Annotated in this window: 17 protein-coding genes; 14 read left to right on the forward strand and 3 right to left on the reverse strand. The window is 72.4% G+C overall.

Going from position 1 to position 19,329, the window contains the following annotated elements; genetic code table 11:
* From ACZ4UB_RS08560 to ACZ4UB_RS08625, 14 genes are all read left to right on the forward strand, one after another.
* Entirely contained in the window at positions 1-1,275 is a 1,275-nt protein-coding gene (locus ACZ4UB_RS08560; protein WP_468069131.1) for a PP2C family protein-serine/threonine phosphatase, read from the forward strand.
* On the forward strand, positions 1,275-2,018 hold the full coding sequence (locus tag ACZ4UB_RS08565) for a MinD/ParA family ATP-binding protein (protein ID WP_468069132.1): 744 nt from the start codon (positions 1,275-1,277) through the stop codon (positions 2,016-2,018). Before ACZ4UB_RS08560 ends, ACZ4UB_RS08565 begins: the two co-directional genes overlap by 1 nt.
* 71 nt (positions 2,019-2,089) lie before the next feature.
* Complete coding sequence (locus ACZ4UB_RS08570; RefSeq protein WP_468069133.1) at positions 2,090-2,830, forward strand: type 1 glutamine amidotransferase domain-containing protein; 741 nt, start codon at positions 2,090-2,092, stop codon at positions 2,828-2,830.
* Positions 2,831-2,864: 34 nt separating this feature from the next.
* Positions 2,865-4,349 (forward strand): aldehyde dehydrogenase family protein, encoded by a 1,485-nt coding sequence (locus tag ACZ4UB_RS08575; protein WP_468069135.1) that lies wholly within the window; start codon positions 2,865-2,867, stop codon positions 4,347-4,349.
* A gap of 10 nt (positions 4,350-4,359) precedes the next feature.
* Positions 4,360-4,986, forward strand: a complete 627-nt coding sequence (locus tag ACZ4UB_RS08580) for an NADPH-dependent F420 reductase (RefSeq protein ID WP_468069137.1) — start codon at positions 4,360-4,362, stop codon at positions 4,984-4,986.
* A 2-nt stretch (positions 4,987-4,988) separates the two neighbouring features.
* On the forward strand, positions 4,989-5,453 hold the full coding sequence (locus ACZ4UB_RS08585) for a (2Fe-2S)-binding protein (RefSeq protein WP_468069139.1): 465 nt from the start codon (positions 4,989-4,991) through the stop codon (positions 5,451-5,453).
* A 5-nt stretch (positions 5,454-5,458) separates the two neighbouring features.
* On the forward strand, positions 5,459-7,870 hold the full coding sequence (locus ACZ4UB_RS08590; protein ID WP_468069141.1) for a xanthine dehydrogenase family protein molybdopterin-binding subunit: 2,412 nt from the start codon (positions 5,459-5,461) through the stop codon (positions 7,868-7,870).
* Complete coding sequence (locus tag ACZ4UB_RS08595; protein ID WP_468069143.1) at positions 7,867-8,718, forward strand: FAD binding domain-containing protein; 852 nt, start codon at positions 7,867-7,869, stop codon at positions 8,716-8,718. The genes ACZ4UB_RS08590 and ACZ4UB_RS08595 overlap by 4 nt, the downstream gene beginning before the upstream one ends.
* Before the next feature lie 31 nt (positions 8,719-8,749).
* Positions 8,750-10,024 carry an MFS transporter gene (locus ACZ4UB_RS08600; protein WP_468069145.1) on the forward strand — a complete coding sequence of 425 codons (1,275 nt, stop codon included), beginning with the start codon at positions 8,750-8,752 and terminating at the stop codon, positions 10,022-10,024.
* Complete coding sequence (locus ACZ4UB_RS08605; RefSeq protein ID WP_468069148.1) at positions 10,021-11,490, forward strand: ATP-binding protein; 1,470 nt, start codon at positions 10,021-10,023, stop codon at positions 11,488-11,490. Before ACZ4UB_RS08600 ends, ACZ4UB_RS08605 begins: the two co-directional genes overlap by 4 nt.
* A gap of 12 nt (positions 11,491-11,502) precedes the next feature.
* Positions 11,503-11,844, forward strand: coding sequence for a nuclear transport factor 2 family protein (locus ACZ4UB_RS08610; RefSeq protein ID WP_385777576.1), 342 nt, complete (start codon positions 11,503-11,505; stop codon positions 11,842-11,844).
* Between the two features lie 84 nt (positions 11,845-11,928).
* The gene (locus ACZ4UB_RS08615; RefSeq protein WP_354381539.1) at positions 11,929-12,573 is read left to right on the forward strand and encodes a TMEM175 family protein; all 645 of its coding nucleotides are present in this window, start codon (positions 11,929-11,931) and stop codon (positions 12,571-12,573) included.
* Positions 12,574-12,645: 72 nt separating this feature from the next.
* Positions 12,646-13,926 carry an IS701 family transposase gene (locus ACZ4UB_RS08620; protein WP_468069151.1) on the forward strand — a complete coding sequence of 427 codons (1,281 nt, stop codon included), beginning with the start codon at positions 12,646-12,648 and terminating at the stop codon, positions 13,924-13,926.
* Positions 13,927-14,125: 199 nt separating this feature from the next.
* Entirely contained in the window at positions 14,126-15,589 is a 1,464-nt protein-coding gene (locus tag ACZ4UB_RS08625; protein ID WP_468069253.1) for a GuaB1 family IMP dehydrogenase-related protein, read from the forward strand.
* 256 nt (positions 15,590-15,845) lie between these two features.
* Here the strand turns inward: ACZ4UB_RS08625 and ACZ4UB_RS08630 are convergent, their stop codons facing one another.
* The 3 genes from ACZ4UB_RS08630 to ACZ4UB_RS08640 all read right to left on the reverse strand — a co-directional run bounded on the left by ACZ4UB_RS08630 (position 15,846) and on the right by ACZ4UB_RS08640 (position 19,251).
* The gene (locus ACZ4UB_RS08630; RefSeq protein WP_468069153.1) at positions 15,846-17,054 is read right to left on the reverse strand and encodes a sensor histidine kinase; all 1,209 of its coding nucleotides are present in this window, start codon (positions 17,052-17,054) and stop codon (positions 15,846-15,848) included.
* Entirely contained in the window at positions 17,051-18,838 is a 1,788-nt protein-coding gene (locus ACZ4UB_RS08635; RefSeq protein ID WP_468069155.1) for a sodium/solute symporter, read from the reverse strand. Before ACZ4UB_RS08635 ends, ACZ4UB_RS08630 begins: the two co-directional genes overlap by 4 nt.
* 113 nt (positions 18,839-18,951) lie before the next feature.
* Positions 18,952-19,251, reverse strand: coding sequence for a hypothetical protein (locus ACZ4UB_RS08640; RefSeq protein WP_354381543.1), 300 nt, complete (start codon positions 19,249-19,251; stop codon positions 18,952-18,954).
* Between the last annotated feature and the right edge of the window lie 78 nt (positions 19,252-19,329).

Raw genomic sequence — 19,329 nt, forward strand, 5'->3', positions numbered from 1 at the left:
ATGCCCTCCACGACCGTGATCGTCCTAGAGGCGGACCCGCCGCCGCCCCCGGAACTGCTCGCCGCCCTGGCGGCGATGGACGCCGCCGTGGTCGCCCGCACCCTGTCGCAGCTGCTCACCGGACCGCTGGCGACGCTGCCCGTCGCCGACGTGCTGCTCGCCCCCGCCGAGGTGGCGGGCGAGTCCGTGCGCACGGTCGTGCGCCGGCTGCGCCGCTGGGCCGGAGCCCCGATCGTGGTCGTCTGGACCGTGGGCGGCTTCGCCTGCTTGGAGGAACACGTGCGCATCGGCCACGACTACCTCGTCCCGCCCTTCCTGCCCGCCCTGGTGGCGGCCCGGCTGCACACCTGCTCCGAGCGCGCCGAGCTCGGCCGCACCCTGCGCGAAGCCGATGCCCGCGCCGAACTCATGAGCTACGAGAAGGAGTTGGAAATCGGTCGGGAGATCCAGGCCGGCTTCCTGCCCGAGTCCCTGCCCGTGCCCGACGGGTGGGAGATCGACGTCCGCTTCCGGCCCGCCCGACAGGTAGCCGGGGACTTCTACGACGTCTTCGAGATCTCCCACCGCCGACGCCTCGCCGTGGTCGTCGCCGACGTCTGCGACAAGGGCGTCGGCTCGGCCCTCTTCATGGCCCTGATCCGCTCGCTGCTGCGGCACACCGCCGAGAACAGCGGCCTGCAGAACCTGGTCGCCGCCGGGCGCGCCGGCGGCAGCAGGCGCATCCCGGTCGTCGGCGCCACCCCGCTGCTCAACGCGGTCACCGCGACCAACGGCTACCTCACCCGCAACCACCTCCGGCAGGGGTACTTCGCCACCCTCTTCTTCGGCGTCCTCGACCCGCTGACCGGCAGCCTCGTCTACATCAACGGCGGCCACAACCCACCCCTGTTGCTCAGTGCGAACGGCTCCACGCCCAGGCCCCTGGACGTCACCGGACCCGCCGTCGGGGTGCTGCCCGACTGCGTCTACACCCTCGGGTACGCCCAACTCGACCCCGGGGACACCCTCTTCATCTTCACCGACGGGGTGCCCGAGGCCCGGTGCCCGAACGGCACCTTCCTCGGCGACGCGCGCATGCTCGACCTGCTCTCCCGTACGCCGCTGCGCGGCCGGGACCTGCTCGACCGGATGGACACCGCGGTACGGGAGCACACCGGGAGCGCGGAGCAGCACGACGACGTCACCATGCTGGCCCTGCACCGGCCACCTGCGGCGCGGGGGCCGCACGGGACCGGTGGCGGGGACGCCGGACCGGCCGAGCGGGCGGTGGCCTGATGGCCCTGACCGTCGTGGTCCACTCGCACCGCGGCGGCACCGGCAAGTCCACCGTCCTGGCCAACCTGGCACTCCTGCTCGCGGGCGCCGGCCGCCGGGTCGGGGTGGTCGACACCGACCTCCAGTCGCCCGCCCTCGACCTGCTCTTCCGGCTCGGACCCGGCCCGTCGCTGACCGACTACCTGCTCGGCCGCTGCGAGATCGAGGCCGCGGCCCGGCAGGCCGGCGTCCCCGGGCTGTACGTCGTACCCGCCAGGACCGGCAGCGCGGCCCTGCGGGAGATCATGACCACGGGCTACGACGTCGGGCTGCTCCCGGAGGGCTTCGACCGACTGGTCTCCTCCTTGGCCCTGGACGTGCTGCTGCTCGACACCCACGCCGGACTCAGCAACGAGTCGGTCACCGCCATGGCGAGCGCCGACGTCCTGCTGATCCTCGCGCGCGCCGACCGGATCGACCTCTCGGGGGTCGAGGAGAGCATCGCCCTGGCCGGGCGGCTCTCCTGCCGGCGGGCCCTGGTGATGAGCATGGCCCCGCAGGGCGTGGACCCGGTCCGCTTCCGGCGCTGCGCGGAGGAGGTCTACGGCGCGCCCCTGGCCGGAATCCTGCCGTACGCACCGGAATTGGCCGCGCTGTACGGCGAACGCATATTCGCCGAAGCCCATCCCGACCACCCCATGGTCAATGAATTCCGCACCATCATCGCGGTGCTCGACGCACGTGACGAAGTATCACGGGCCTGAGGGCATCCCCCTTACGCCCCTTGCGGGGGGCGTGTTGAATCGGCAGCGCATCGGAAACAAGGAGATCAGTCATGAAGATTCTCGTCGTCATGACGGCCAAGGCCACGCTCCACCTGCTGGACGGTGAACAGCACCCCTCGGGATTCTGGGCCGAGGAATTCGTGGTGCCCTATGAGCTCTTCAAGGCCGCGGGCCACAGCGTGGACGTGGCGACGATCGGCGGCCAGGCCCCCACGGTGGACCAGACCAGCGTCGACGCCGCCTTCTTGCGGTGGGTCCGGCCGCAGGGCTCCGAGGACCACGACGCGGCCAACGCCGCCGCGTACCTGCGGGCCATCGAGCGCAACCCGCAGCTGAGGCGGCCGATCGCCCTGGAGACCCTGGGCGAGAAGGACGTCGCCGACTATGACGGGATCTACATCAGCGGCGGTCACGGCGCCATCGGGGACCTCCCCAAGTCCGACGAGCTCGCGCAGGTCCTGCGGTGGGCGATCGCCCAGGACAAGCCGCTCGCGACGGTCTGCCACGGCCACACCGCGCTGCTCGCGCTGCGCGACGGCGAGGGCCGGTGGCCCTTCGAGGGCTATCGGATGACGGCCTTCTCGCACGGCGAGGAGATGGTCACCAACATGGCGGGCCGGCTCCCGCTGATCCTCGAAGTCGAACTCACCCGGCTCGGCGCCCGCTACGAGAAGGCCGAGGCGATCTGGGACTCGCACGTGGTCGTGGACCGCGGGCTCACGACGGGACAGAACCCCTACTCCTCCAAGGCCCTTGCCGAGACGTTCCTGCGTCAGCTCGACCAGGGGTAGCACACCCGCCCGCACCCGATACCGGAAGGCAGCCATGACGAAGCGTCAGCTCAAGGGCCAACCCCTCGCCAACCCCGGGAAGCTGTTCATCGGCGGCACCTGGGTCGAGGCCCGGGACGGCCGGACCGAACCGGACGTCAGCCCCGTGGACGGCCAGGAGATCGTGCCGGTGGCCCAGGCCGCCGCCGCCGACGCGGACGCGGCCGTCGCCGCCGCCCGCACGGCGTACGAGGAGGGCCCCTGGAGCAGACTCTCCGCACAGGAGCGCGCGCTCCGGCTGAACCGGGTCGGCGAGCTGATCGAGCGGGACCTGGAGGAGATCGCGCTGCTGGAGACCGTGGACATGGGCAAGCCGTTCGCCTTCTCCAGCACCGTGGACGCGCCCATGGCCGCCCAGCTCATGCACTACTACGCCGGGGCCGTGACCCGGGTGGAGGGCTCCTCGCGGGCTCCGGCGGGCGGCCAGCTCGCCTACACGCTGCGGGAACCGGTCGGGGTGGTGTGCGCCATCACCCCCTTCAACTTCCCGTTGCTGCTGTCGATGACGAAGATCGCACCAGCCCTCGCGGCGGGCAACGTGGTCGTGCACAAGCCCTCTCCCGCCACCCCGCTCACCGCCCTGAAGATCGCCGAGCTCTTCCAGGAGGCGGAGATCCCGGACGGGGTGCTCAACGTGATCACCGGGCCCGGGGTGGAGCTGGGCGAGACGCTGACCGGGCATCCGGGCATCGACAAGATCGCCTTCACCGGCTCCACCGTCGTCGGCCAGTCCATCATCCGCAGGGCCGCCGACACCCTGAAGAAGGTCACGATGGAACTCGGCGGCAAGTCCGCCAACATCGTCTTCGCCGACGCCGACCTCGACGCCGCCGAGGAGCTCGCCTTCTTCGGCATCTACTACAACAAGGGCGAGATCTGCACCGCCGGTTCGCGGCTGCTGCTCCAGCGGCCCGTCCACGACGAGATGGTCGAGCGCCTGGTGCGCCGGGCCGCGGCGCTCAGGCCCGGGGACCCGCGCGACCCGGCCACCCTGTTCGGGCCGCTGGCCCACCAGGGGCAGTTCGACAAGGTCGGTTCGTACGTCGAGATCGGCCAGAAGGAGGGCGCCGTCCTGCGGGTCGGCGGCACCGGCTGGACCCCGGAAGGGGCCTCGGCCGAGGGCCTGTACTTCCTGCCGACCATCTTCACCGGGGTGGACAACGGCATGCGGATCGCCCAGGAGGAGATCTTCGGACCGGTCCTGTCGATCATCCCCTTCGACACGGAGGAGGACGCCGTGCGCATCGCCAACGACAGCGCGTACGGCCTCGCCGCCGGGGTGCACACGAAGGACCTGCGCCGGGCCCACCGGGTCGCCTCGCAGATCAAGGCCGGGACGGTCTGGGTCAATTGCTACAACCAGTACGACCCCTCGGTGCCGTACGGCGGCTACAAGGCCTCCGGCTTCGGCCGCGAGTGCGGCCCCGAGTCCCTGGAGAGCTACACCCAGACCAAGTCGGTCTGGATCGGCATGGACTGAAGGGTCACCCATGAACACCGGCATCATCGGCACCGGGCGGATCGGATCCACCCTCGCGCGGATCCTGGTCGCCGCCGGCCACCAGGTCGTCCTCGCCAACGCGCGCGGCCCGCGCTCGCTGGACGACCTCGTGGCCGAACTGGGCCCGGACGCGCAGGCCGCGACCCCCGTCCAGGCGGCGGAGCGGGCCGACCTCCTGGTGCTGATGGTGCCCTTCGACCGGGCCGCCGACCTGCTGCCCGCGGGCGCCGTCGACGGGACGGTGCTCGTGGACGCGATGAACGCCTTCGGCGACCGCGGCGTGCCGCCGGGCTTCGGGTCGAAGTCCTCCAGCGAGCGGGTCGCCGAATGGTATCCGCGGGCCCGCATCGTCAAATCCCTGAACACCATGCACTTCGAGACCCTCGCCGTCGCCGGAAGCGTGTCGCGCGTCACGCCCGCGGAGCGTCTGGCGCATTACACGGCGGGCGACGACGCGAAGGCCAAGGAAATCGTCGCGGGAATCATCGCCGATCTCGGATTCGCCCCCGTCGACACCGGTCCGCTGCATTCCGGAGGAATTCTCCACCAGCCCGGCGGACCCCTCTTCAATCATCCGTTCACGGAAGCGCAGGCCCTCGCATGGATATCGCACTGAAAGTGAACGGGGTCGAAGAGCGGTTCGCCGCCGAGCCGAACGAACTGCTCGTCGAACGGCTCCGCGACGGACTCGGCCTCACCGGCACCAAGGTCGGCTGCGACACCGGCCAATGCGGCTCCTGCGTGGTCCGGCTCGACGGGAAGTCCGCCAAGAGCTGCCTCGTCCTCACCGTCGCCGCGGCCGGCTCCGACGTCGCCACCATCGAGGGCGTCGCCGGGCCCGACGGCCAGTTGAGCGGACTCCAGGAGGCCCTGCGCCAGGAACACGGCACCCAGTGCGGGTTCTGCACCCCCGGCATGGTCATGGCACTCGGCGAACTCGTCGACACCACCGCCGGCGGCCCCGCCCCCACCGAGCCCGAGATCCGCGAATGGCTCACCGGGAACCTCTGCCGCTGCACCGGCTACCACAGCGTCGTCCGGGGCGTGCAGCGCGCCTGCGCGACGTCGAGACAGGAGGGGTGAACGCCATGACCACCGTGACGGGGGAGAGCGAACTCCACGCACCGGGGCTGCTCGGGCAGCCGATCGACAGCCGCGAGGACCCGCAACTGCTGCGCGGCGAGGCCGTGTACGTCGCCGACATCGACCTGCCCGGGACCGCCCACATGGCGATCCTCGGCAGCGAGGTGGCGCACGCGAAGATCCTCGGGATCGACACCAAGGCCGCGCGGCAGATGCCCGGCGTCCTGAAGGTGGCCACGGCGGCCGACTTCACGGACCTGATGCCGCTGCCCTGCATCTGGATACCCGGCGGCGTCGAGAGCCACTTCCCGCCCCACCCGTACGGACTTCCGGGCGCCCGCCCGGTGCTCACCGGCGACGCCGTGCGCCACGTCGGCGACCCGATCGCCGTGGTCGTCGCCGAGACCGAGCGCCAGGCCGTGGCCGCGCTCGCCGCCATCAGCGTGGAGTACGAGCCGCTGCCCGTGATCACCCGGGCCGACCACGCCCTCGCCGATGACGCCCCGCAGCTCCACGAAGCCGTCCCCGGCAACCTGAACGCGTACTGGACCTGCGGGGACCAGGAGCGTACGGACGCGGCCATCGCCGACGCCGAGGTCACCGTGGAGCTGGACCTGGTCAACCAGCGCACCATCAACAGCCCCATCGAGCCGCGCGGCGCGATCGGCACCTACGACCGGGCCACCGGCGAGTACACCCTCCACTCCTCCACCCAGGGCCCGCACAACCACCGCTTCCTGCTCTCCGCGCTGGTCCTCGGCATCCCCTTCAACAAGCTCCGGGTGATCGCCCCGACCGTCGGCGGCAGCTTCGGCACCAAGGGGTACCTCTACCCCGACATGGCCCTGGTGCTCGTCCTCGCCAAGGCGCTCGGCCGCCCCGTGAAGTGGGTCGACACCCGCACCGGCCTGATGAACTCCACCGTCCAGGGCCGCGACCACCGCCAGCACGTCACCCTGGCCGGCACCCGCGACGGTCGGATCACGGCGGTGCGCTGCACCAGCTACGCCAACCTCGGCGCGTACCCCTCCACCATCGGACCCGGGGTGGCCACCGCGCTGATGGGGCGCTCGATCACCGGCATGTACGCCATCGACGCCGCGTTCTGCGAGGTGTACGCCGCCTTCACCAACACCGTCCCGCTGGGCGCCCAGCGCGGCAGCGGCCGGGCCGAGGCCGCCTTCCTGATGGAACGCCTGGTGGACCGGTACGCCGGCGAGATCGGCATGGACCCGGCCGCCGTCCGGCGCCGCAACCTGGTCCCGGCCGACCGCTTCCCGTACGACAACGGCCTCGGCTGGACCTACGACTCGGGGAGCTACCGGGAGAACTTCGACCGGGCCCTGGAGCTCTCCGGATACGCCGACATGCCCGCCCGCAAGGCCGAGGCCCGCACCCGCGGCAAGCGCCTCGGCGTCGGCCTCGCCACCTACGTCGCGATCTGCGGGGTCGGCCCCTCCACCCGGATGTCCCAGGAGGGCATGCTCGGCGGGACCTGGGAGAGCGCCAACATCCGGGTCCACCCGACCGGCGAGGTCAGCGTCACCGTCGGCTCCGCCTCCACCGGCCAGAGCCACGGCACGGTCTTCGCCCAGGTGGCCGCGGACGAGCTGGGCATCGACGTGGACACCGTCAACGTCTACGAGGGCGACACCCTCAAGGCCCCCTACGGACAAGGCACGTACGGCAGCCGCTCCTACAGCATGGCCGCCCCCGCCGTCGCCCTCACCGCCCGCAAGCTCAAGCGGAAGCTGGTCCGGGCCGGAGCCGTCTTCCTGGGCATCCCCGAGGACCGGGCCGTCTACGCGAACGGCAAGGTCTTCGAAGCGGGCAACGAGGAGAACGCGAAGACCTTCGCTGAACTCGCCATGAGCATGTGGTACGGCTGGGGACTGCCCGCCGACATCGAACCCGCCCTGGACGAGACCACCCACTTCGACCCGCCGGACTTCAACTACCCCTTCGGCAGCCACGTCGCCGTCGTCGAGGTGGACGAACTCACCGGCGAGACCGAGGTGGTGGCCTACACCGCCGTCGACGACGCCGGCAACATCGGCAACCCGAAGGTGGTCCTCGGCCAGATCGAGGGCAGCATCGTGCACGGCCTCGGCCAGGCCCTGATGGAAGCCGCCGAATACGACGACCAGGGCGTCCTGGTCACCGCGGACCTGCGCGACTACGCCCTGCCCCGCGCCGCCGACGTCCCCTTCTTCACCCTGGACAAGACCTGCACCCCCAGCCCCCACAACCCGCTGGGAGCCAAGGGGGCCGGCGAGATCGCCACCGTGCCGCCCGCGGCGGCCGTGGTCAACGCGGTCGTCGACGCCCTCGCGGACCTCGGCGTCCGGCACATCGACATGCCGCTGACCCCGGAGAAGGTCTGGCGCCGCCTGCGCGGAGAAGGAGCGGAGCAGTGATCCCCACCGCATTCGACTACATCCGGCCCGACGGGGTCGAGGAGGCCCTGGCCCTCCTCGCGGGCACCCCGGGAGCGCGCGTCCTGGCCGGCGGCCAGAGCCTGCTCCCGGGACTGCGCACCGGGGAGGCCCTCCCCGGCGGCGGGCCGGTCCGCCTGCTCGTCGACGTCACCCGGCTCGAAGGGCTGCGCGGCACCGTCCGCACCGCCGCGGGGCTGCGCATCGGCGCCCTCACCACCCTCGCCGAACTGGCCGCCGACCCGCTCGTGCTGAGCGAGGCCCCCGAGCTGGCCGCCGCCGCCCGGGCCAACGGGGACCCGCAGGTCCGCAACCTCGGCACCCTCGGCGGCAACCTCGCCGCGCCCGGCCGGGCCACCGACCTCCCGGTGGCCGCCCTCGCCGCCGACGCGCTGGTCGAGCTCGCCGCGCCCGGCGGCCGGTCCACCCGCACCGCCGAGGAGTTCACGGCCACCGGCGCGCCGACCGACGCGCTCATCACCGCGCTGCTGGTGCCCGCCGCGGGAGCCGCCGGCGCCTTCGAGAAGACCGCCGACCGGGCCACCCGCTACCCGGTCTGCGCGGTCGCCGTACGGATCACCCGCCACGGACCGCGGATCGCGGTCACCGGGGCCACCGCCCGGGCGGTGCGGCTGCACGGGGTCGAGGAGCTCCTGCGCGACCACGACGCGTACCCGACGCAGGAGGTGCTGGCGGCCTTCCGGGCCCAACCGCGGGAGCTGTTCGTCCCCGGGCGCGGCACCTCGGCCGAGTACCTCGGCCACCTCGCGGGAGTACTGACGGCCCGGGCCCTGACCAGGGCCCTGGCCGCATGGACCGCACTCGGCTGAGCGCGGCCGCGCAGCGACGCACCACGGGGGAGTGAGAGCAGTGGCCCACCTGCCCAAGACGACGACGGGAGTGACGGTGCACCCTGCCGGCGGGGCGGCCGCGCCCTCCAGAGGCTCCGGCTTCTGGGTGATCGGCGCGGTCCTCGTGCTCCTGATGCTCTCCTCCTCCGTGCCCTCCGCCCTCTACGTGCTCTACCAGCGCAAGTGGGACCTCTCCGCCGGCACGATCACGGTGGTCTTCGCCCTGTACGCCGTCACCGTGCTCGGCGGTCTGCTGCTCTTCGGCTCCCTCTCCGACACCCTCGGGCGCCGGCCCGTGCTCGGCGCGGGACTCGTCCTCGCGATCGTCTCCATGGCCCTCTTCGCCGGGGCACGGGGACTGGGCTGGCTGCTCGCCGCCCGCGCCGTGCAGGGGCTCGCCGTCGGACTGGCCACCGGGGCCATGGGCGCCGGACTCCTCGAACTGGCCCCGCGCTCCCGGCCCGCGCTCGGGGCCCAGGTCAACAGCGCCGGACCGACGGTCGGGATCGGGCTCGGCGGGCTCGGGGCCGGACTCCTCGTGCAGTACGGGCCCGCGCCCACCGCGCTCAGCTACCTGCTGCTCATCGGCGCCTTCGCGCTCACCCTCATCGGGGTGGTGCGGATGCGGGAGAGCGCCCCCGGCGCCGCCCGGCCGGGCCGCGGCTTCTCGCTGAGCCCGCACCGGATCGGCGTACCCGCCCCGGTCCGGCGCCGCTTCGCCGTCCTCGTCCTGACCATCGTCGCCGTCTGGTCGGTCGGGGGCTTCTACCTCTCCCTCGGACCGCACCTGGCGCTCTCGCTCCTCCAGAGCACCAACTACCTCGTCGGCGGCGCCACCGTGGCCCTCCTCGCGGGGGCCGCCACCACCGCCCAGCTCTTCCTCGGCCGGACCGAGGCCCTGCGGACCGCCGTGCTCGGCCTGTGCGGACTGCTCGCCGGACTGGCGCTGGTCCTGCTCGCGCTGGGAACGCGCTCGGCCGCCGTGTTCCTGATCGGCACCGCGGTCCTCGGCGCCGGCTGGGGCGCCGCCTTCCTCGGCTCCTTCCGGGCCCTGAGCGCCCTCGCGGATCCGGCGCACCGGGGCGAACTGACCGCCGCGGTCTACGTGTTCGCGTACCTCGCCATGAGCGTCCCGGCCGTGCTCGCCGGGCTCCTCACCAACATCCACGGGCTGCACCGCACCTCGGTCGGCTTCATGACCGCCGTCGCCGCCGTCTGCGCGGTGGCCCTGTGGGTGACCCTGCGACTGGCCGCCCGCACCCGGGCAGAGGGGAGCACGCCGTGAACCCGTCCGAGCTGCGCACGGCGCTGGGCGCGCTGGAGATCTTCGCCGCGCTCACCGAGGACCAACTCGACTGGCTGGTCTCCGTCTCCGAGCCCCGCACGCTCGCCGAGGGCGAGGTGCTCTTCCGCGACGGCGAGGAGGCCACCGGCTTCCACGTGCTGCTCTCGGGCGGCCTGGTCGTGACGAAGGTCGTCGACGGCCGGGAGGAGGTGCTCACACGGCACTCCACCGAAGAGGAGGGCGCCGCGGCCGAGGACCACGACGGCAAGCCCGCCGCCGCCCACCGGTTCACCGGCGAACTGCCCCTGCTCACCGAGGGGGCGTACGTGGCCACCGCGGCGGCCAGCGGCCCCGCCACCACCGTCGTCGCCTACCCCAGGCCGGTCTTCTTCGAAATGCTGACCCGCTGCCACGGGGTGGCCGCGGTCCTGCTGCCCGTGCTGGCCTGGCGGATCAAGTCCTCCGAGATCCAGGCCCGCAAGCGGGCCACCGTGGAGGCGCTGGGCACCCTCGCGGCGGGCCTGGCGCACGAGCTGAACAACCCGGCGGCGGCCGTGGCCCGCGCCGCCCAGGAGCTGGCCCCCGCCCTGGACCGGCTCACCCGGACCGCGCAGTCCTGGGGAGCGGCCGCCACCGGCGCCGAGCGGGCCGTCCTGGACCGGATCGCGGACGAGCTGGACAAGCTCCCGCCACCGGTCACCACCGACCCGCTGGCCCAGGCGGACGCGGAGGAGGCGATCGGCGACTGGGCCGAGGAGGCGGGGGTGGAGCGGCCCGGCTCGCTCGGCGCCGGGCTCTCGGACCTCGGGCTGGAGCTGGGCTGGCTGCTGGAACGCCTGGAAGGGATCGGCGAACCGGCGCTGCCCGCGGCCCTCGACCACCTGTCGGCCCTCCTGGAGGTCCGCGCGCTGGCGGCCGAGCTGCGCGCCGCCGGACCGCGGATCTCCCACCTGGTATCGGCCACCCGTGATTACGCCAATCTCGACCGCGCCCCCGAGCAGCGCTTCGCGGTGACCGACGGGCTGGAGAACACGCTGGTCGTGCTCAGGTCCAAGCTCCCCGGGATCAGCATCGTGCGGGCGTACGACCCCGATCTGCCCGAACTGACGGGCTATCCGAGCGAGTTGAACCAGGTGTGGACGAATCTGGTCGACAACGCGGCCGAGGCCATGGAGGGCTCCGGAGTGCTCACGCTGCGTGCCCGCGCCGAGGGCGGGTGCATGGTCGTCGAGGTCTGCGACACGGGCCGCGGCATTCCCGAAAGCTCCCTGCCCCGGATCTTCGAGCCGTTCTACACCACCAAGGACGTCGGGAAGGGCACCGGGCTCGGGCTGCACCTGAGCTACCGCATCGTCACCCAGCGCCACCGCGGCTCCATCGCGGCGCGGTCCCGGCCGGGTGAGACGCGGATGGTGGTCCGCCTCCCGCTGGCCCCCGCACCGCCCCGTACCACCCAACCCAGTTGAAAGGCAGTCGACATGGCCACCTACGACATCGCCACACTGCACCCGGTCTTCGTCCGTCAGATGGACGCGTTGGCCGCGCTGGACATCGAGGCGGTGATGAGGAACTACACCGACGACGCCGTGCTCCTTCGATTCGAAGGCGCGTCGGTGGGGATCGACGCGGTACGGGAGACCTTCACCGGCTACCTCTCGGTGAAGCCCACGCTGGTCGAGCTCCAGGAATACGTCGAGACGGAGGACACGATCTTCTACCGGGCGATCATGAACCTCAACGGTGAACCGGAGCACGCGTTCGGGACGCTGGTCGTCCGCGATGGCCGGATCTGGCGCCAGACCGCCGGGTTCGGCGGCTGACTCCCGATATCTGGGTAGCGTGTGCGGGGAGGGCGGGGGCAGCGCCCTCCCCGGCACGCGGAGCAGCGGGGTAAAGGGGAGGTCATGGAATCGGAAACCGGGCGCGTCGAGGCGTTCAGTGACGGCGTGTTCGCCATTGTCATCACGATTCTCGTACTGGAGATCAAGGTACCGGAGGAAACTGGATCCGCACTCTGGCACGGTTTGTGGGAGCAGTGGCCGCATTACGCGGCATACGTGGTGAGTTTCCTCATCATCGGCGTCATGTGGGTCAACCACCACACCATCTTCATTCACCTCAAGAAGGTGGACAGGCCGCTCCTGTTCCTCAATCTCCTGGTGTTGATGGTGGTTTCGGTGATCCCGTGGACCACCTCTGTGCTCGCGGAGCACCTGGACGACGGGGATTCGGCCAACGCGGCCGCCATCCTCTACAGCGCGTGGACCGTCGTCTACGCCCTCGCCTATCTCGGTTTCTGGTGGTACGTCACGCGCGTGGGCCACCTCTTCCACGAACACGTCGACCGGGAGGGCGCCCGCGCCACGCGGATGCGCTTCGGGCTGGGAGCCATCGCCTACCCCTGCACCGTGATCCTGTCCTTCTTCTCCGCACCCCTCACTCTCGTCGCACACTTCCTGATCGCGCTCTACTACGCGGCGAACCAGATCCCCATCCCCCTCGTGATAGAAGAAGAGCGGCTCGAAAACACCAGCGACCTCATGAAGTAGCCGCAGGGCCCTACGGGCGGTTGTGCCGGTCAAGTAGGGTATTGGATCTAGCTGGTCGCGGGGGAGGCCCGGATGGCTCGCGTAGTCCTGCCGGAGGAATCCGCCAAGGATATCTCCGAATTGATCGACGTTCTGATCTCGCTGTTCTTCGAGTCCTTACCTCGGCGGGACCAGCGAAACTGGGCCCGCGTATATCTGAACGGCCTCGTGCGGACCAGCGGAAAGAAGACCATACGGAATATCGCCGGAACCGGTGCGAGTTCCGTGGAGCAGAGCCTCCAGCAGTTCATCAGCAAGTCGCCCTGGGACTGGACGCCGGTACGCCGCTCCCTCGCCCAGCACCTCGAACGCACCGCCCAGCGCCCGCTGGCCTGGGTGGTGCAGCCCATGGTCATCGAGAAGGCCGGCGACCGCTCGGTCGGAGTGGGCCGCCAGTTCGTCCCCCAGCTCGGTCGCACCGCCAACTGTCAGCAGGCCGGGGGCATTTGGCTCGCCTCCAGCGAGGCCAGCTTCCCCGTCGAGTGGACCCTCACCCTCCCCGGGCCCTGGACCAGCGAACTCCTGCACCGCCGCCGCGCCGGCATCCCGGACACGGCCCGCTCGCTCACCCCCGCGCAGGACGCCGTGCAGGCGGTCCAACGGATGGCCGCCAGCTGGCAGTTGCAGCGCCGGCCGGTGGTGATGGAGGTCGCCAACACCGACATCGCACACACCATCGAATCCTTCTCCCTCCAGGACATCCCCTTCGTTCTGAAGGTCGACGGATCGCTGTCGGTGTCCTTCGGGGGCACCGGCCGCCACAAACCCGGACCGCACACCGCGCCCGCCCGCGAGCTCATCGACTCCCTGCGCTCGCAACGCCGGGTCGTCGAATGGACCCGGCACGGCCGCGGCGAGGGCGCGGTCACCCTGCTGACCGCGGCCGCCGTCCTCGGCACGCCCCTGGAGGACCGGGTCGCACCGGCGCCCACCCCGCTGCTGCTGGTCGGGGCCTGGACCGAGGCCGCCCTGCTGCCCTCGGAATTCTGGATCACCAACATCGGCGACCGGCCGCTCGCCCAGCTCTTCCTGCTGGCGAAGCTCACCGACCGGGTCTCCCTCGACTTCGCCGGGATCTGCGAGCCCGTCGGCATCCGGGACTTCGAGGGCCGTTCCTTCCGGGGCTGGCACCACCACGCCACCCTCGCCAGCGTCGCCCACGCCGCGACCCTGCTGGGCGCGCGCGGGCGGGCCGCCTCCGATCCGTACCCCGCGACGGTCAGGCCCCCCGGTCAGCCCCGCACCACTCCCGCGGTGCTGCCGCCCCGGCCCCTGATCCCCGGCCAGGCGACCCGCCGGGAGTTCATCCGCTGACCGGCGGCCGCCCCACGACCCCGCTCTACGCGCGTGGGTCCTTTCCGTACCCCCCTGCCGGGACTAAGGTCCCGTAGGAAAGAACCAATCGTCCCACCACGTCCTGGACGATCGCCCCGGGCTGCACCAACGCCAGGACATGGGAGAATGAAGTACGTGCGTTTCCTCGGCTGCCCCGTCAGGGCAGGCGGCCCCTCCGATCGACTGGGATGTTCAGCACGTGCGTTTCCTCAATGACCTGAAGCCGCCGTACGACCTGACGTACGACGATGTGTTCATGGTGCCCAGCCGTTCCGCGGTGGGCTCCCGGCAGGCCGTCGACCTCGCGTCGCCCGACGGGACCGGCACCACCATTCCCCTCGTGGTCGCCAACATGACCGCGATCGCGGGCCGCCGGATGGCCGAGACGGTCGCCCGCCGCGGCGGCATCGTCGTCATCCCGCAGGACATCCCGATCGAGGTCGTCACCGACGTCATCTCGTGGGTCAAGACCCGCCACCACGTGCTCGACACCCCGATCACGCTGGCCCCCACGCAGACCGTCGCCGACGCGCTGTCCCTGCTGCCCAAGCGGGCGCACGGCGCCGGCGTCGTCGTCGACGCCGACAACCGCCCGATCGGCGTCGTCACCGAGCACGACCTGTCCGGCGTGGACCGCTTCACCCAGCTCTCCGAGGTCATGTCGAAGGAGCTGCTGCTCATCGACGCCGACATCGACCCCCGCGAGGCCTTCAACCAGCTCGACGCCGGCCACCGCAAGCTGGCCCCCGCCGTCGACAAGGACGGCCGCCTCGTCGGCATCCTGACCCGCAAGGGCGCGCTGCGCGCGACGCTCTACACCCCCGCCACCGACGCCGACGGCAAGCTGCGCATCGCGGCCGCCGTCGGCATCAACGGCGACTTCGCCGTCAAGGCCAAGCAGCTGCTGGACGCGGGCGTGGACACCATCGTCATCGACACGGCCCACGGCCACCAGGAGTCGATGATCAACGCGATCAAGACCGTGCGCGCGCTCGACCCGCAGGTCCCGATCGTCGCGGGCAACATCGTCGCCGCCGAGGGCGTCAAGGACCTCATCGAGGCCGGCGCGGACATCATCAAGGTCGGTGTGGGCCCCGGCGCCATGTGCACCACCCGCATGATGACCGGCGTGGGCCGCCCGCAGTTCTCCGCGGTCATGGAGTGCGCGGCCGAGGCCAAGAAGCACGGCAAGCACGTCTGGGCCGACGGCGGCGTCCGTCACCCGCGCGACGTGGCCATGGCGCTGGCCGCCGGCGCGTCCAACGTGATGATCGGCTCCTGGTTCGCCGGTACGTACGAGTCCCCGGGCGACCTCCAGCAGGCGGCCGACGGCCGGCTGTACAAGGAGTCCTTCGGCATGGCCTCCGCGCGCGCCGTGCGCAACCGCACCTCCGAGGAGTCCGCCTACGACCGCGCCCGCAAGGCGCTCTTCGAAGAGGGCATCTCCACCTCCCGCATGTTCCTCGACCCGGCCCGCCCGGGCGTCGAGGACCTGATCGACTCGATCATCGCGGGCGTCCGCTCCTCCTGCACCTACGCCGGTGCCGGCTCGCTCGCCGAGTTCGAGGAGAAGGCCGTCGTGGGCATCCAGTCCGCCGCCGGCTACGCCGAGGGCAAGCCGCTGCACGCCAGCTGGAGCTAGGGCGTGTTTCGAAAGTCCCCCCTGGCTCGCGACGCCTGATACCGCACCTCGCGGCGTTGTCGGAACGCCCGATTACGTCCAGTAGGCGGGCGCCCCTCCGCCTTGCGATGCACGGCACCAGACGCCGCGAGCCACGCCCTTCGGGCGCCCGGCGCTACTTTCGAAACACGCCCTAGTACCTCCCCGCACCACCCCGTGGCCCCCGGCCCGTCCGCTCCAGGACGGGTCGGGGGCCACGGTCGTTCCCGCCCGGGCCTCAGCGCTCCGAGCTGTGGACGCCGGCCCGGTACTTGGGGATCCGTACGGTGATCTTCATGCCCTCGCCGACGGCCGTCTCGAAGACCAGCCCGTAGTCGTCCCCGAACACCTGGCGCATCCGCTGGTCGACGTTGGGCAGCCCGATCCCCGTCCCGCAGCCGGTCGCTTCCCCGGCCAGGATCCGACGCAGCAGCGCGGGGTCCATCCCCACCCCGTTGTCCTCGATGGTCAGCACCGCCTCCGGACCCGCGTCCCGGGCCGCGATGGTGATCCGGCACTCCCCGGAGGAGTCCTCCAGCCCGTGCTTGACCGCGTTCTCGACCAGCGGTTGCAGGCACAGGAACGGCAGCGCCACCGGCAGGACTTCGGGGGCGACCCGCAGGGTCACCTTCAGCCGGTCCCCGAACCGGGCCCCGGCCAGCGCCAAGTACTGCTCGATGGAGCGCAACTCGTCCGCCAGCGTGGTGAAGTCGCCGTGGCGCCGGAAGGAGTAGCGGGTGAAGTCCGCGAACTCCAGGAGCAGTTCGCGCGCCCGCTCCGGATCGGTGCGGACGAAGGAGGCGATCGCCGCCAGCGAGTTGAAGATGAAGTGCGGCGAGATCTGCGCGCGCAGCGCCCGGATCTCGGCCTCCATCAACCGGGTGCGCGAACGATCCAGTTCGGAGAGCTCCAGCTGTACGGAGACCCAACGGGCCACCTCGGTGGCGGCCCGCACCAACACCGCCGACTCCTGCGCCCCGTACGCCACCAGCGCCCCCAGCACCCCGTCCTCCCCGGTGAGCGGTGCGACGACCTCCCACTTCAGGACGCAGCCCGGCTCGCGGCAGTCCGTGTACCCGCTGCTGCCGCGCCCCGACTCCAGCAGCCGCGCCGCCCGCTCCATCGCCCGCCGCCCGTGGTGACCGGCCCCCGGACCGTCCCAGGCCAGCACCTTCTCCCGGTCGGTCAGGCACAGCGCCTCGGTGCCGAGCAGCGAGCGCAGCCGCCGGGCCGCCTTGCGGGCGGTGTCCTCGGTGAGCCCGGCGCGCAGCGGGGGAGCGGCCAGCGAAGCGGTGTGCAGGGTGTGGAAGGTGGCCCGCTCCACCGGAGTGCCCAGATCCGAGGCGCCGCGACCGGCCCGGCGCGCGTGCAGCCGGCCCAGCGCGTACCCCACGGCCAGGACCGCGCAGGCCGCGGCCGTCGGCGCCAGGAGCGCCGCGCCCGTCACCGGGCGTCCCCGGGGCCACCGGGGCGCTGGCCCTCCGGCCGGCGCACCAGCTGTTCGGGCAGGTGCAGCCGGGCCAGGGTGGCCGCCGTCCCCTTCGGTATCCGCCCCGGGGTGGCCAGTGAGACCAGCACCATCGTCAGGAAGCCGAGCGGCACCGACCAGGCGGCCGGCCAGGCCAGCAGGGTGGTCGGCCAGCCCGCGGGGGCCAGCCCCGCCCGCGTCGCCAGCACCGCGCCCAGCGCCGCCCCGCCCCCGACCACCAGCCCGGTCACCGCACCGGGCGGGGTCAGCCGGGGCCACCAGATCCCCAGCACCAGCAGCGGACAGAAGGAGGAGGCCGACACCGCGAAGGCGAGCCCCACGGCGTCCGCCACCGGCACGTGCGAGGCCAGCACCCCGCCGACCAGCGGCACCGTCATCGCCACCAGCACCGACAGCCGGAAGGCCGCGGCCCCGCGGAAGCCGCCCGGCGCCGCGGGGCCCCCGCGCCCCCGGGCCGGCAGCACGTCCTGGTGCAGCACCCCCGCCACCGCCATCGTCAGCCCGGAGGCGGTGGACAGGAACGCGGCGAAGGCGCCCGCGGCGAGCAGCGCGCCCAGCAGTTCGCCGAGCAGGCCGCCGACCATCCGCGCCGGCAGCACCAGTACCGCCGCGTCGGTGTCGCCGGTGAAGGCGAGCTCGGGAGCGTAGATCCGGCCCAGCGCCCCGTAGACCGGCGGCAGCAGGTAGAAGGTGCCGACCAGCCCCAGCACGACCAGGGTGGTGCGCCGCGCGGCCCGCCCGTCGGGGCTGGTGTAGAAGCGCACCGCGACGTGCGGCAGGCCCATGGTGCCGAGGAAGGTGGCGAGGATGAGCCCGTACGTCGCGTAGAGCCGGTACTCCTCCCGCTTGCCCGAGAGCGGCTGGGACCAGGACGCGGCAGCCGGCCGATCGCCCGCGCGGGCCGCGGGCAGCGCGCTGCCCGGCGCGAACTCCAGCCGGGTGTGCGCCGCCACGGTGTGCTCGCCGGGGCCCAGCGCGGTGGTGTCCCCGGTGTACGTCCGGCCGTCGATCCGGCCGGTGACGCTCAGGACGAGCGGCGCGTCCAGGGTCATGCGCACCTCCTGGCCCAGGGTGACCGAGGTGTGCTCCCGGAGCACCGCCGGGGCGTCGAAGGTCGCGCGCGGGGCGCCGTCCCCGGCCCAGGCGGCGATCAGGAAGAAGGCCGGGACCAGCAGCGCGGTCAGCTTGAGCCAGTACTGGAAGGCCTGCACGAAGGTGATGCTGCGCATCCCGCCCGCGCCCACGGCCACCGTGACCACGACGGCCACCACGAGCCCGCCCGCCCAGCGCGGGGCGCCCGTCAGGATCTGCAGGGTCAGCCCCGCGCCCTGGAGTTGGGGCAGCAGGTACAGCCAGCCGACGCCGAGGACGAAGACCACCGCGATCCGGCGCACCGCCCGCGACTCCAACCGCGCCTCGGCGAAGTCGGGCAGCGTGTACGCCCCCGAGCGGCGCAGCGGCGCGGCCACGAGCACCAGCAGCACCAGGTATCCGGCGGTGTACCCGACCGGGTACCAGAGCATCTCCGGCCCCTGGAGCAGCACCAGCCCGGCGATCCCGAGGAAGGACGCGGCGGAGAGGTACTCCCCGCTGATGGCCGCCGCGTTGAGCCGGGGACCGACGGTGCGCGAGGCGACGTAGAAGTCGGAGGTGGTGCGCGATATCCGCAGCCCGAGCCCGCCGAGGAGCACCGTGGCCAGGACGACGACGGCGACCGCGCTCAGCGCGTACGTCTGGTTCACCGTGCGGCCTCGGAGGGGAAGGGGGCGGGTTGCGGTCACCGGATTCTAGGCGCGCCCCGGCGGCGGGCGACAGGCCGGATCCGGCACCGCGGCGGGGCGGGAAGCGGACCGGGTCAGCGCATCCGGTCGTGCGCGTGCGGGTGTTCGCAGTCGCGGTGCTCGGCGCAGTCGCGGCGGGCGATCTCCAGCTCCACGTAGGACTCCTCGGCCCGCCTGAAGGCCAGGGTCAGGGCCGCTTCCGCGCGCGGCGGCAGGTGCTGGCGGCAGCTCTCGTCGGCTTCGTAGAGGACGTCGGCCCAACGCGCGGCCGCGCTGCGCAGCCGGGCCAGCAGGGCCTCGGCCTCGGCCGGACCGGTCGGCCGGGTGCGGGGCAGTCCCTGCAGGGCGTCGAGCAGCGCCTGGATCTCGGACATCTGGCTCCTCCCGCCCGGAAGATCCACGATAGGGGCGGGCGGACCGGGCGCGGGCCGAAAGGGCGCGCCCTGCGGCCG

It is taken from the genome of Streptomyces sp. NPDC028419 (assembly GCF_055565515.1).

Coding starts and splice junctions, on each gene's coding strand:
- ACZ4UB_RS08560 (WP_468069131.1), top strand. CDS start 1: ATGCCCTCCACGACCGTGATCGTCCTAGAGGCGGACCCGCCGCCGCCC.
- ACZ4UB_RS08565 (WP_468069132.1), top strand. CDS start 1,275: ATGGCCCTGACCGTCGTGGTCCACTCGCACCGCGGCGGCACCGGCAAG.
- ACZ4UB_RS08570 (WP_468069133.1), top strand. CDS start 2,090: ATGAAGATTCTCGTCGTCATGACGGCCAAGGCCACGCTCCACCTGCTG.
- ACZ4UB_RS08575 (WP_468069135.1), top strand. CDS start 2,865: ATGACGAAGCGTCAGCTCAAGGGCCAACCCCTCGCCAACCCCGGGAAG.
- ACZ4UB_RS08580 (WP_468069137.1), top strand. CDS start 4,360: ATGAACACCGGCATCATCGGCACCGGGCGGATCGGATCCACCCTCGCG.
- ACZ4UB_RS08590 (WP_468069141.1), top strand. CDS start 5,459: ATGACCACCGTGACGGGGGAGAGCGAACTCCACGCACCGGGGCTGCTC.
- ACZ4UB_RS08610 (WP_385777576.1), top strand. CDS start 11,503: ATGGCCACCTACGACATCGCCACACTGCACCCGGTCTTCGTCCGTCAG.
- ACZ4UB_RS08615 (WP_354381539.1), top strand. CDS start 11,929: ATGGAATCGGAAACCGGGCGCGTCGAGGCGTTCAGTGACGGCGTGTTC.
- ACZ4UB_RS08620 (WP_468069151.1), top strand. CDS start 12,646: ATGGCTCGCGTAGTCCTGCCGGAGGAATCCGCCAAGGATATCTCCGAA.
- ACZ4UB_RS08640 (WP_354381543.1), bottom strand. CDS start 19,251: ATGTCCGAGATCCAGGCGCTGCTCGACGCCCTGCAGGGACTGCCCCGC.